The organism is Gracilimonas mengyeensis (assembly GCF_900182705.1).
In the GTDB taxonomy this organism is placed as follows: domain Bacteria; phylum Bacteroidota; class Rhodothermia; order Balneolales; family Balneolaceae; genus Gracilimonas; species Gracilimonas mengyeensis.
On the sequence record NZ_FXTP01000013.1, the window covers coordinates 15,436 to 28,671 of the forward strand.

Below are 13,236 nucleotides of genomic sequence, written 5' to 3' on the forward strand. Positions count from 1 at the left end.
ATGAGAATATTGGTTACCGGTGGCAGCGGACAATTAGGCAGTGAATGGGTGCAGTATCTGAACCGGCAGGAAGTGGAGTTTATATCACTATCGTCCTACGATTTTGATCTGACTGATCATGCCGACACCCGTCGCGTTATGGGGAACCTGAAGCCTGATGTACTCATCAATTGTGCAGCTTATACCAAGGTAGACCAAGCGGAAGAGGAACCGGAAAAAGCCTTTGCCATCAATGGAGAAGGGGTCGCTAATCTGGCCGGTTATTGCGCGGAGCATGATATAAAACTGGTGCACTTTTCTACGGATTACGTATTTCCGGGCACAAAAGAAGATGGCGAGAAATTACCAGGTGGTTACCCCGAAGACCATCCCACCAATCCAATAAATGTGTATGGAGAAAGTAAGCTTGCGGGCGAAAAAGCCCTGAAAGAATCCGGTTGCTCCTACCTGTTGTGCCGTGTTTCCTGGCTTTGCGGTAGATATGGAAATAATTTTGTTAAGACTATGCTAAAGTTGGGGCATGAAAGAGATTTGCTTAAAGTGGTGAATGATCAGCACGGTTGTCCCACTTTTACCAAGAATGCAGTGGATCTTTGTTGGAAGCTTATCCTGCAGGAAGAAGAAGGGACTTTTCACCTTTCTTCGAAAGGGAAAATAAGTTGGTATGATTTTGCAAATGAGATATTTAAGCAGGCTGATGTGAAAGTTCATGTAGAACCTGTGGACAGCAGTGAATTTGCCTCCGCAGCTAAGCGTCCTGCATTTTCGCTGTTAAGTACCCAAAAAATTGCTAACATCTCCGGCGCCGAAGTAATCGGCTGGAAAGAAGGATTAAAAAATTTGTTGTCAGAGTTAAATACATGAAGGTAAAAGAAACACGTATTGCAGACGTAAAGCTGATTGAACCCCGGGTTTTTGAAGATGACCGCGGATATTTTTTTGAAGCATATCGTGAATCGGTTTTAGCCGATGCGGGAATTACTGCAGAGTTTGTGCAAGACAATGTCTCTAAATCATACAAAAACACCATTCGAGGCTTGCACTACCAAATCGAGAAACCACAGGCCAAACTGGTGCAGTGTCTGTCGGGCACCATTTTGGATGTAGCGGTTGATATCCGGCAGAATTCGCCATCATTTGGACAGTATGTAGCTTACAAATTATCTGATGAAAACAAGCACCAGTTGTACATTCCCGTTGGATTTGCTCATGGCTTTTCGGTGCTTTCGGATGAGGCGGTAGTTTCCTACAAGTGTTCAGATTATTATCATAAGCCAGGCGAGCGGGGCATCCGTTGGGATGATCCCAAAATACGGGTAAACTGGGACGTGGAACGGCCTTTGCTTTCTGACAAAGACCGTACACAACCCTTATTTTCATCCATCAATAAAGAAGATCTGTTTTAATTATGCGCATTATTGTAACTGGCGGAGCTGGATTTATAGGATCAAACCTGATTTTAAGACTGCACAAGCAGCATCCTGACTGGGAAATTTTTAATCTCGACAAGCTTACCTACGCTTCCGATCAGACCTTTTTGAAACCGCTGAAGGATTCAGGTCGCTATTATTTTAAGAAGGTAGACCTGGTGAACCGAAACGAAGTTCACGACGTGGTGCACTCTTTTAAACCACAAGGGGTATTCCATTTGGCGGCAGAGTCGCACGTAGATAATTCCATACAGGGACCGGAGCCATTTATCCAATCCAATATTGTTGGCACGTTTAACATTTTGGAAGAATGCAGACTGCTTTGGAAGGAAAGTGAAGATTCCTGGGCTAATAATCGTTTTCTTCATGTTTCAACGGATGAGGTGTATGGAGAACTGGAAGATGACGGACTCTTTACCGAACAGACTCCCTACGCTCCAAGCTCTCCCTATTCAGCTTCCAAGGCGGGCAGCGATATGATTGTACGTTCGTACAGCCGTACGTTTGGGATGAATGTGGTAGTTACCAACTGTTCCAATAACTATGGGCCGCATCAGCACGATGAAAAACTGATACCTACGGTGATCAGAAATGCGGTGAAGCACAACGACATTCCTGTGTACGGGAAAGGCGAAAATGTACGCGATTGGTTATTTGTGCACGAGCATAATGATGCGTTGGATGTGGCCTTCCATAAAGGTAAAGCCGGGGAAACCTACAACATCGGCGGAAACAATGAGTGGAAAAACCTGGATCTTGTGCATAAGATTTGTGACATCCTGAATGAAGAAGTAGGCAAAGGTCCAGATGGAGATTACAAGAACCTGATTACCTTTGTTACTGACCGTCCCGGCCACGATTTCCGTTATGCCATTGATGCTTCAAAGATTAAAAATGAACTGGGCTGGGAACCCTCTCAGGATTTCGACGGAATGTTGCGCCAGACAATTTTGTGGTACGTAGATAAATACAACGCGAAATAACGATTGAAAATTGAAGATTGAAAATGGAAAGGTTTAATCTCTTCCATAATTTAGATAGTCTTCAATGGCGGCAAATAGAGTTTGAAAGTCCTGATTTTTAATCTTCAATTTTTAATCTTGAATTAAATCAGACACAATGAGTGACAGACAGTATTGGTTAATGAAATCGGAACCGGATGATTACAGTATTGATGATCTTGAAAAAGATGGTGAGACCGCCTGGACGGGTGTAAGAAATTATGGAGCCAGAAATTTCATGCGCGATGACATGAATGAGGGAGATGGCGTGCTGTTTTATCATTCCAATATCTCCAAACCCGTTATTGTGGGTACTATGGAAGTCTCAAGCGAAGCTTATCCTGATCCGCTGCAATTTGATCCCAACTCCAAATATTTTGACGAAAAAAGCAGCGAAAGCGAACCCCGCTGGCAACTGGTAGATGTTAAGTTTGTTCAGAAATTTGACAATCCGGTGACCCGCGAGGCCATGAAAGAAGAGGCTGCTCTCGACGAGATGGAGCTGTTCCGGCTTGGCCGCTATTCCATCACCCCGGTAAGAGAAAGTGAATGGAAGAAAATCCATGAAATGGCTGAAGCTGAAGCTAAATAACGTGAGTTCGACATAAGAATAACACTAAAAACAGGCCGGTCATCGCGAGGAGCCCATTAATGTTATAAGATATTATGCGTACCGACGAAGCGATCTTTCTATCAACGCTCAGAGGCATTATACGGGAGATTGCCACGGTATTTGCTCCCATACGGTCGCTGAATACCTCGCAATGACCGGTTTTATATCGAACTCAGGTTTTTTAAGATGCTGAGATCATTTCTCGATCTCAGCATTACTTTCTTCAGGAAAGGATTCGGAATTGCGCTCATCTTTTAATTCCTGAAATTCTTTAATCGTGTAACCATAGCCTACCAAAAAAAGAATGGTTGCTACAATGCCTGCAAAAAATATAAACGGATCATTCATGGCGTCCTCCGTAAATCGTTTTGATGTATACGCCAAAACCCAAGAGAGAAGGTACCCATAGGCCTACGAAAAGTCCGGCATCCTTATCCACGCTGAACCATAAATAAATGGACAGTAACATAGAAATAAGAGCAGACGCTAAAATATATATGTCTGATTTTTTCATAATTTAGATTTGTTTTGAATTTATTCATTGAATGAAAAGCCTACTTAAATAATTCCCTTTTAATCAGTAGATAGAGCGGAACTTTCAAATTGAATTGAAAGTTATGGTAATCGACTATTCATCATAAGAGATCTACTTGGGCTGCAATTATTGTTGATGCATTTAACAGTGAATCATTCAGCTTTGCAGCGTGGGTATGCTATAATTTCAAATCAAATCTAACACGCTATGAATGATCTGATACGCATGCTGGGTAATTCAACTTTTGAAAATTACGTGGCTCTAAACTTTGGCTACACCGAGATGGCTTACCAAATGTCATCTCACGTATTAACGCTCGGGTTTGCCGTGATGCTGGCAGGCCTGTTGTATTTTGTACTTACCATCAAGACCGTAAAACCAAAATTTCGCATTTCGTCTGTACTTTCAGTTGTGGTCATGGTTTCAGCCTTTTTGCTGTTATATGTACAACAACAAAACTGGACATCATCACTTGTTTATGATGCTGAGACAGCCCGGTATGTTTTGGCCCCCGGAGCTGATTTGTTTAATAACGGCTACCGGTACTTAAACTGGCTTATTGACGTACCAATGCTGCTATTTCAAATCCTGTTTGTAGTAACGCTGACAAAAAGTAGCTTTAGCTCTATTCGTAACGGATTCTGGTTTTCCGGTGCCGGTATGATTATCACCGGGTACATCGGACAATTTTATGAGGTAACCAATCCTTCTTTATTCTTTATTTGGGGATTCATTTCTACCTTATTTTTTATCCATATTCTGTACCTGATGAGCAAAGTAATTAAGGAAGGAAAAGAAGGTATTCCCGAAACGGCCCAACGCTATCTTGGAAGTATTTGGAAGCTGTTTTTATTCTCATGGTTCCTGTATCCAGGTGCTTATTTGATGCCTTATCTTTTCAGTATGGGCTTAGAACCTGCCCTGTCAGAAACGGCTGTTGTAGCACGACATATTACTTATACGATTGCAGATATCAGTTCAAAAGTGATTTATGGAATCCTGCTTACACTGGTTGCCCAGGAAATGAGTAAAGCGGAGGGATACGATTACGAACACATGGAGAAAGCTCTGTAATATAAAATTAAACAATGACTACGTTTAATTGACGAAAACTTAGACCGGCAGATACAATCTGCCGGTCTTTTTTATGCCCAACAGGAGAGTTTTAACTACCAAATTTGCGGTACATCATTTCAACCACAAAAATATGGGGAAGGGTCAACACGCTTATCAATACGAATAGAAGTGCCAGCAGCAAGTACATATCACCAAATGCTTCTGTGATCACATAGAGTACTGCCAAACCAGCGTAAGATATCAGGCTAAGCAGCATTGTTTTCTGGTAAAACCACTTCATGGAAACTTCATGCTGTTTTTTCTGGAGATAACGAAGCATCGTTTGGGCGTGATTGTATGAATGCCAGACTCCAAAATAAATAGAGAAAGCAAAGATGGGATCTCCCAGAGCAAATAAAACCGGCACTATTATAGCATCGATATGGTAAAGAGTAGAAGGGGTTTTGTTGGGTGTAAAAAGCAGGACGGCAGCATAAGCAAGGGGATAGACAGCAGCTAAAATAAGTGGAATCCAAAAGTAAGGTTTGATGTAGGCAACCAGTGCCATAGAATTATAGCCGGTCAGCACTTCAACAATACGTGATATGTACGCTGGCTCGCTGCCGTACACAATCAGGCCAACGATGGTAATGCCACGGGTAAAGGTTAATAACAGTTTTGAAGATTCATCAAAATCGAAACGTTCGGCATCGGCCCGCCCAAAGTGGTAGATGGTAATCAGCAAAAACAATAGGAAGCCGCCGAGAGGAAACCAGAGCCAGAGGAGTCCATAGGCTGTCATCATTAAAAAGTAATATCCGTAAAAACCAAGACGTTTGGTGCGTTTGGACTGATTTGGAAAAGACTGATAGGTGATAATGTGATCCAGGGCGCCGTGTGGCATTCCGATAACTAAGATGACGATGGCCAAAACTCCATATCGTATACTTTCAATAAAATCAGGAAACAGAAGATTCAGTAACAAGGCAAAAACCCCTGTTAGAACTTGTTGAAGCGTATGACCGGTATGTGTTTTACTCAAAAAGACATTGATGAATGGTCGGATGAAAAAACAAACTTTAACTACAGAAAATCAGTTCCTTAGCTGGTTTTTTTAGTAGTTTTGAGAAGAATTAAATAATCTATGATGCTTAAGAAGTCAGCTTTTGGAACCGGTATTTTTTTGGTGATGGTGTATGCGGGTATTTGTGGTTATTTCTACTCTATCCAGGAATCCATCATTTTCAATCCCCGCGTTTTGGACGAGAATGCAGGGTATGGCTATTCCTTTCAGTTTAAGGAACGATGGTTTGAGCCAGAGGAGGATGTTCGTATTCAAGCCGTGCACGCTTTCACAGATGCCGACACAGCCAAGGGCCTGGTGATGTACCTGCATGGAAACCGTGGTGCCAATCAAACCAATGCCGACAAGTACACGCTGTTTTTGGATAACGGCTATGATATGATTTACCCGGATTACCGCATCTATGGGAAGAGTCGCGGGGAGATGGAAGGCGAAGAAGATTTGGTGGGAGATATCCGCTATGTGTTTAACGAAATGGTGAAAGAATACGGAGAAGATAATATCGTGATTGTGGGGTATTCGCTGGGATCGGGCGTGGCAGCCCAGGTAGCAGAGGCTTATGATCCCAAAATGCTGATTCTATGGACGCCCTTCAAAAGTTTGGTGGATGTAAAAGACAGCGAGTTTTCTTTCTTACCTGATTTTCTGATGAAATATACCTTGCGAACTGATGAAGCTCTGCAACAGATTGATGAGCCCGTACACATCTTTTATGCCGGTGCAGATCAGGTGCTGCCGGTGGAGCGTTCTTTGGCGTTGACGGATTATTTGAAAGAGGGAGATAGCTATACCATTATCGAAGGGCAAAGGCATGGCTGGATTTATCGTCATCCGGAATTGCAGGATGGGTTGCGGGAGCTGTTGGAGTGAGGATCACTGATTTTTCAATCACGGATTTTGGGGATTTCGCTGATTGCACGGATTTTTTTAATCACAGATTTGTTTGATTACGCTGATTACGCTGATTACGTTGATTTTTTGATGGGTGAGTCTCGGATCAGATATCATATACTTATTAAAATGATACTCCGTTAAGTGTAGGTCTTTAACTATTTACAGGATAGGTCATTACCGCAAATAGATTGATGACCTCGGGTATCCGCAGATCAACAATAACTTAAAACGGGAAGAATGAGAGTAGTATTTATCGGGTTACTGGGGTTGCTACATTGCTTTTCTATTGTGAGGGCTCAAGACATACATGTAAATGGGCAGGTGAGGGGGCAGGATGAAATGCCATTGGCGTATGTGAATATTGGCATTGAGCTTCAGAATATAGGAACGGTATCGCAACCGGATGGCCGTTTTGAATTGAGTATACCTGATGAATATCGAACCGACAGCTTACTGTTTTCAGTGATCGGATATCATCCCCGAAAAGTTGCTATTCAATCACTATTGGGAGGAAACCCGAACATTATATTGAGTCCACGCAGTTACGAGATGGAGCATATCAACGTAAAAGCGAAAAGGGCCAAGACCAAGAAAATTGGCAGGAAAAGAAAGGGACTTCTAAAAATTGTGATGTATATGGAGGATGATAATCTGGGCTCGGAATTTGGCCGGTTTTTTGAAAGTGATAAAGAGCACTCCAAACTGGAGAATTTATCCTTTTATATTCATCACAATCCTTTTGACAGTATAAAGTTCAGGGTCAATGTGTATGAAGAAGAGAATGGAGAACCTTCAAAAAATATATTACGGGAAAATATTTTTGTGACCTATGGGGAAGAATCCGGGTGGGTGAATGTGGATGTGAGCAAATACGAAATCTATCCAAAGGGTAACTTTTTTGTTAGCATGGAATGGATAGAGGATAAAAATCATCCCGAGGATCGAAAATTGTTTTTTGCGTCAAGGCTGATTGGAGCTAAAGACACTTGGAGCAGGAAAGTCAGCCAGGGAACGTGGAAGCGTTCTAATAGTGCTGACATGGTGATGAACGCCACTATTTCGTATTGAAATGGTCGTTATTAGCCTGCGAGCTTTTTTATAACCGCAAAGACGCAAGGAGCGCTAAGTTTTTTTGGTGGTTTTATATCATTAAGATTGTAGATTTGCCACTTGCCACTTGCCACTTGCCACTTATACCTATTTTTCCTCAAGCTTATCCAGCGGATCTTCTGCACTGCCAATGATGGCTTCAAGCGCATCGGTTAAGGTGACTAAGCCGATAATGCGGTCGTTTTCCTCTACAAGAGCCAGTTCCTGTTGTTCTGCCTGAAAGCGGTCAATAAGATCACTAACCGCCATTTCTTTTGGAACCAAGAGCCGTGACCAGTCGAAATCATCCAGCTTTTTAGTTCCTTCCAAAAGCTCTTTGGTATTGGCCGTTATTTGCGGGGTGTACAAAATACCAATAAAGTCATCAATGCTTTCTCCCACTAATGGGTAGCGGGTGTGCATGTGTTGATTAATGACCTTCAGGTTTTCCTGAAACGATTTTTCGGTACTCAAGGTCACAATCTTATCCCGGGTGATCATGATATCTTCCACAGGAATTTGATCGATATCCAGAGCATTTAACACTTCTTTCTGTCGCTCATCCTCCAGGTTGCCGCTTCGTAGCAATTCCACCATCTTACTGCGAATATCACCGGAAGAGGATGCATCAGAGTCTTCACCCAGCCAGCTTCGCTCCATATGTATATTGAAGACTCTAAGAGTGGCTTTGGTAATCCAATCACCTAACACAAGCACAGGGTAGATGGCATAGGTCCACCAGTAAAGAGGACTGGCTGTGTATTTGGCTACCGATTTGGCTCGTTCAACTCCCAGGTAGGTAGGCGCCTGTTCTCCCCAAACGGTATGCACAAAATTAATAAGTACCACGGAAAGTGTGATCGATATTACGTGCGTGGAAATACCGCCAATGGTTTCTGTGGTAAATAGTAATTGAATGAGCTCGGTTACGGCCGGTTCGGCTATCACACCTAAAAGTATGCTGGTAGTGGTGATTCCAATCTGGCAGGAAGTGAGATAGATTTCCAGCTTTTTAGTCATTTCCCAGGCACGGTCTAATCCACGACCTTCCCCAAGCTCTTCCCGTTTATATTGCCTGAGTCGTGTAAGAGCAAATTCTGAGGTGACGTAGAAGGCATTCAGGAGAAGGAGAATAACACCGCTAAGTAACCGGATGGTAAGTTCCATTTTTAAGGCTCTATTTGATTTTAGAGATTGATCCAGTTCTATTACTCATGAAAACTTGTTTTAGTTGCCCAGCATTCCGTCATACCATTGGGGCGTAATGAATTAGGTGTATTTTTTGGGCTGATTATTTGGAAAGGATTGATTCATACATGCTAAAGAGGATGTAAATAAAAATCCAAAACCATGACAATAACTGTCACCCATGGCTTTTATATTTGGGGTGAAATTGAAACGCAGATCAAATCTCTATCATGGACATTGTTCTTGTTGTAATCGGAATTGCTATCGGGGCCGTGGCTGGTTATCTGATTGCCCACTTTAAGTCAAAATCAGAAACTTCAAGGCTGCAGGAACGGAATCAGAACCTGGATGAGCAGCTATCCGAAACCGAGCAAAGGCTGGAGCAGGAAGCCCGTGCACATGAACAGCGCTTGGAAAAACTTCAGCATGAAAAAGAAACTGATCTTGCCGAAGAACGAACTCGGGCCAATGAACTGGACAAGCAGCTGGCCGAGCGCAATGCGGAGTACCGTAATCTTCAGGAGCGTCTGAACGAGCAAAAGCAAGAGCTGGCCGAAATGCAGGAGCAGCTTACTACACAGTTTGAAAATCTGGCCAATAAAATTCTGGAGGAAAAATCCGAGAAATTCACCAAAAAGAACAAAGAGCAGATGGACCAGCTGCTGAGTCCGTTGGGTGAAAAGCTGGAGGCCTTCAAGAAGAAAGTAGAGGAAACCTACACCGACGAGAACAAGCAGCGTGCCACCCTGAAGGAACAAATCAAACAGATGGCAGAGCTGAACCAGAAGATGAGTGAAGATGCTAAAAACCTTACCAAAGCGCTGAAGGGGGATTCCAAAACTCAGGGCAACTGGGGTGAGGTGATTCTGCAACGTATACTGGAAAAATCAGGCCTGCGAAAAGATGAAGAATATTATACCGAGCAAAGCGTGACCATGGAAGACGGGCGCCGTATTCGTCCAGATGTGGTGGTGCGCCTGCCGGATGAAAAATATCTGGTGATTGATTCCAAAGTATCTCTGACTGCCTATGAAAAGCTGAACTCTGTTGAAGATGATGCAGAGTATCAACGTTATTTGAAAGAGCATATCAATTCTATTCGTGGACATGTGAAGGGACTAAGCGAGAAAAAATATCAGCACATACATGGCGCTAAAAGCCCTGATTTTGTACTACTTTTCATTCCTATCGAGCCAGCTTTTGGTGTGGCGCTGCAGCACGATGCCAACCTGTACTATGAAGCTTTTGATAAAAATATCGTGATTGTAAGTCCTTCAACACTGTTGGCAACTCTGGCCACTATTGACAGTGTGTGGAAGCAGGAATATCAGAATAAAAATGCCATGGAAATTGCCAAACGCGGAGGCGCGCTGTACGATAAATTTGTGCTTTTCGTGGAAAGCATGAACGATATCGGGCAACGTATCCGGCAAACGCAAGAGAGTTATGATGAGGCCATGGGACGTCTTTCAACAGGGGCTGGTAACCTGGTACGCCAGGCCGAGATGATTCGCAAGCTGGGTGCCAAAGCATCCAAGCAGCTGCCTGATAATATGGTTGAAGATGAGTTACTGGAGGAAGGGGATTAAGGTTTATGGGGGTATTATCGGGCCAACTGGATTAGTTTTATGCAGTAAAAAAACTAATAATTTTTAATGCGGATTATCAGGAAAAACAATAGATTAAAGAAAATTATTTTATCTATTTGTCATGAGAAAAGCATTATCCCTTCTTCTATTCTGTATTTTATTTACGTCCTGCAACACAGACAATTCTCCTACTTTTTATTCTCTCCTAATTGAAGTAACGCCAGAAGGTAGCGGTACTGTAGATTTTGCTGCTGATACACTCATAGAAAAAGGTAAAACTGTCAATCTTAGAGCCATCCCGGAAACAGGATTTGTATTTGCGGGCTGGAATGGAACTATCCAATCCACAGAAAATCCACTTGAAATAACTATTTCTGAAGATATAGAATTGATAGCTGGTTTCGAGAAGAAATCGTATGAATTAAAAACAGAAATAATGGGTGAAGGCACAATTACGGAAACCGTGCTACCTGCAAAAACAGAATATGAACATGGTACAGTAGTCCAGTTATCAGCTATTCCTGCAGAGAAATCACGATTTGTAAGATGGTCTGGTGACGTAGTAAGTGAAGACTCGGTAATAGAGGTGACCGTGGAATCTCCTTTAGAGATTAATGCTGAATTTGAACGGGAATTCTACAAAGTAGAAGTGAATGTTGAAGGCAATGGAAGTCTTGCCGATTGGGATACAACCAATATAAAATGGTTCAGGTCTAATTCGACAATTACACTTCAGCCAGTGCCAGATACTACATGGGTTTTTCGGCGTTGGGAAGGAGATTTTAGTACTCAAGAAGAAGTATTGGAATTCGACATTAATTCCGATATATCTCTGGATCTTATTTTTGAAGAAGGAGAGCTGGATTACTGTTTGCCTAAAAGTTTGGACGCCTATCGGCATAAAGCAGGTGGGGATTCCGTTAAAATTCTTGATTGGGATTTCAACTATGAAGGTAAATTTATTACTTCATTTGATAAGAGAATTGATGTCACTCAAACAGGCCAAGGTCTCAGTACACATCAAAGAGGTGATCTTATTTATAGTGATGATAAACTGATTAGGTTTGTACTACTCTATGTGAGATTTAATAACAGAAATATTTATGAATTTGCATGGGATGGAGATCAGGTTTCAAAGTATAACTATCTGATTCGGTCAAATATAGAACAAGATGATATTAGTACCGCAATGATTTATGAGGAGCCTTGTGGTTTAGCATTACATGAAGGGAATACTACTTGGTCTTCGGGGGATTATGGTATTTTTGCTTATCAATATTATTACACCAATAGCTGTAAAACATTTAATATCAATCAAAGTGACTTTAGTGTAACCTATGAAGATGAGAGTTCTATTTACAAAGATGTTAATGGAATACCTGGTTTTTTAGGGGCTATCTACGAGCATCTTATTGCTGATAATGGGTCTGTTCTTTTACCCAACGCAGATAAATTAAGACTGAAATCAAGAAAAACTTATCCCATCGGAAGGCATGAATTAGGATGGGGGACAGAAGTTTATCAATACTACGATCATATTATAAATGAAGAGTATCCAAGATATTTTTCCAGTCGTACGACCTATGCCAAGTCAGATTTAGTAGAAAATGATTCACATGTAGTAGAGTATTACTGCGGTTACAAATGATTTAATTTTTTAAAGTGTTGGCAGAAAGATCTTTGAATACAATTTAATCAAGGAAGGAAAAATGGTATGCTTCTCACTTGGAACAAAACTTTTATTATAGGCTATTCACTCTTAAACAAGGTACAATTGGCTTATGGAAGAGAATACTACATCCAACGACTGGACTGATGAATTAACACCACCATCCTGGACAGAATACGCCAAGTTGGCGGCTTATATAGTTGCCGGGATTTTTCTCTGTTTTGTATTGATCATTCTTGCACTACGCTGGGTGAATCCTTCTTTTTCGGCTTTTACTTTACAGGAAGATTGGGTCGGGTTAGAACAAGAACGGTATTCGTTGCGTGAAAGCTGGGTACCTGCGGATGAACTTCCGGAGCATTTAAAACTGGCCGTAGTGGCTTCAGAAGATCAACGGTTCTATGAGCATTGGGGTTTAGATTTAGCCGCCATAGAACAGGCACTTGAAGAGAAAGAAAAGGAAGGGCGTGTACGGGGAGCAAGTACCATCACACAGCAAGTAGCTAAGAACTTGTTTTTATGGCCGGCCCAAAGCTATTTCAGAAAGGGGATAGAGGCGGGTATCGCCGTGATGATTGAGCTGTTATGGACCAAAGACCGTATTCTTGAAGTGTACCTGAACATTGCAGAATTTGGTCCGGGCATGTATGGCGTAGCTAAAGCCGGGGCGCATTATTATGGCAAAAAGCCGGCTCAGTTCACCCCGGAGCAGTCAGCCCGAATGGCAACGGTGTTGCCAAACCCCAAGCGGATTGAACCGGAACCTGCTTCCAGCTATGTGATAGAGAGGAGCCGTTGGATCTTGCGGAATATGCAGCAGCTTAGCGGCTATATTTATCTTCCCGAACAAGATTCCCAGCCAGAGAATGAAGCAGATACAGCATTTTCTGATATTGATTCCACTTTTTTTTCTTATCCTGATGAAAGTATACCGGTAAAGACGGACTCACTATCGGTCAATAACTTAACGGATACTCTCATCCAAAATGTTAGTGCTGATACACTGGATGAACAATTAAAATAACGTTAAAGGAACTACATTGCCTTAACTTTTATTGATTCTTACCGATAAATCAGAAAAGCACAAA

General features: G+C 42.1%; 13 protein-coding genes. 10 read left to right on the forward strand and 3 right to left on the reverse strand.

The window, feature by feature from the left end; translation table 11 throughout:
• The 4 genes from rfbD (at position 1) to FN815_RS14255 (ending at position 3,023) form a co-directional block, all read left to right on the forward strand.
• Positions 1-864, forward strand: a complete 864-nt coding sequence (gene rfbD, locus FN815_RS14240; RefSeq protein ID WP_142455321.1) for a dTDP-4-dehydrorhamnose reductase — start codon at positions 1-3, stop codon at positions 862-864.
• A complete protein-coding gene (gene rfbC / locus FN815_RS14245; RefSeq protein ID WP_142455322.1) occupies positions 861-1,406 on the forward strand; it encodes a dTDP-4-dehydrorhamnose 3,5-epimerase in 546 nt (181 codons plus the stop codon). Before rfbD ends, rfbC begins: the two co-directional genes overlap by 4 nt.
• Before the next feature lie 2 nt (positions 1,407-1,408).
• Positions 1,409-2,413, forward strand: coding sequence for a dTDP-glucose 4,6-dehydratase (rfbB, locus tag FN815_RS14250; protein WP_142455323.1), 1,005 nt, complete (start codon positions 1,409-1,411; stop codon positions 2,411-2,413).
• Positions 2,414-2,549: 136 nt separating this feature from the next.
• On the forward strand, positions 2,550-3,023 hold the full coding sequence (locus FN815_RS14255; protein ID WP_246075304.1) for an EVE domain-containing protein: 474 nt from the start codon (positions 2,550-2,552) through the stop codon (positions 3,021-3,023).
• 216 nt (positions 3,024-3,239) lie between these two features.
• Here FN815_RS14255 and FN815_RS18955 read toward each other — a convergent pair whose 3' ends face one another.
• Positions 3,240-3,392: a hypothetical protein gene (locus tag FN815_RS18955; RefSeq protein ID WP_185957312.1), complete on the reverse strand. Its 153-nt coding sequence runs from the start codon at positions 3,390-3,392 to the stop codon at positions 3,240-3,242.
• Positions 3,393-3,786: 394 nt separating this feature from the next.
• Between FN815_RS18955 and FN815_RS14260 the strand changes: the two genes are divergently transcribed.
• The gene (locus tag FN815_RS14260; RefSeq protein WP_142455324.1) at positions 3,787-4,653 is read left to right on the forward strand and encodes a bacteriorhodopsin; all 867 of its coding nucleotides are present in this window, start codon (positions 3,787-3,789) and stop codon (positions 4,651-4,653) included.
• 91 nt (positions 4,654-4,744) lie between these two features.
• Here FN815_RS14260 and FN815_RS14265 read toward each other — a convergent pair whose 3' ends face one another.
• Positions 4,745-5,677, reverse strand: a complete 933-nt coding sequence (locus FN815_RS14265; protein ID WP_142455325.1) for a Brp/Blh family beta-carotene 15,15'-dioxygenase — start codon at positions 5,675-5,677, stop codon at positions 4,745-4,747.
• A 105-nt stretch (positions 5,678-5,782) separates the two neighbouring features.
• On the opposite strand from FN815_RS14265, the gene FN815_RS14270 reads away from it, so the two are divergent.
• Both FN815_RS14270 and FN815_RS14275 read left to right on the forward strand, forming a co-directional pair.
• Complete coding sequence (locus FN815_RS14270) at positions 5,783-6,589, forward strand: alpha/beta hydrolase (protein WP_221930324.1); 807 nt, start codon at positions 5,783-5,785, stop codon at positions 6,587-6,589.
• Between the two features lie 261 nt (positions 6,590-6,850).
• A complete protein-coding gene (locus tag FN815_RS14275; RefSeq protein WP_142455327.1) occupies positions 6,851-7,681 on the forward strand; it encodes a carboxypeptidase-like regulatory domain-containing protein in 831 nt (276 codons plus the stop codon).
• A 129-nt stretch (positions 7,682-7,810) separates the two neighbouring features.
• Here the strand turns inward: FN815_RS14275 and FN815_RS14280 are convergent, their stop codons facing one another.
• Positions 7,811-8,869, reverse strand: a complete 1,059-nt coding sequence (locus tag FN815_RS14280) for a CNNM domain-containing protein (protein WP_142455328.1) — start codon at positions 8,867-8,869, stop codon at positions 7,811-7,813.
• 251 nt (positions 8,870-9,120) lie between these two features.
• Between FN815_RS14280 and FN815_RS14285 the strand changes: the two genes are divergently transcribed.
• The 3 genes from FN815_RS14285 to mtgA all read left to right on the forward strand — a co-directional run bounded on the left by FN815_RS14285 (position 9,121) and on the right by mtgA (position 13,172).
• On the forward strand, positions 9,121-10,479 hold the full coding sequence (locus FN815_RS14285) for a DNA recombination protein RmuC (RefSeq protein WP_142455329.1): 1,359 nt from the start codon (positions 9,121-9,123) through the stop codon (positions 10,477-10,479).
• A 121-nt stretch (positions 10,480-10,600) separates the two neighbouring features.
• Positions 10,601-12,127: an InlB B-repeat-containing protein gene (locus FN815_RS14290; RefSeq protein WP_142455330.1), complete on the forward strand. Its 1,527-nt coding sequence runs from the start codon at positions 10,601-10,603 to the stop codon at positions 12,125-12,127.
• Positions 12,128-12,260: 133 nt separating this feature from the next.
• Positions 12,261-13,172: a monofunctional biosynthetic peptidoglycan transglycosylase gene (gene mtgA, locus FN815_RS14295; RefSeq protein WP_142455331.1), complete on the forward strand. Its 912-nt coding sequence runs from the start codon at positions 12,261-12,263 to the stop codon at positions 13,170-13,172.
• Positions 13,173-13,236: the final 64 nt, after the last annotated feature.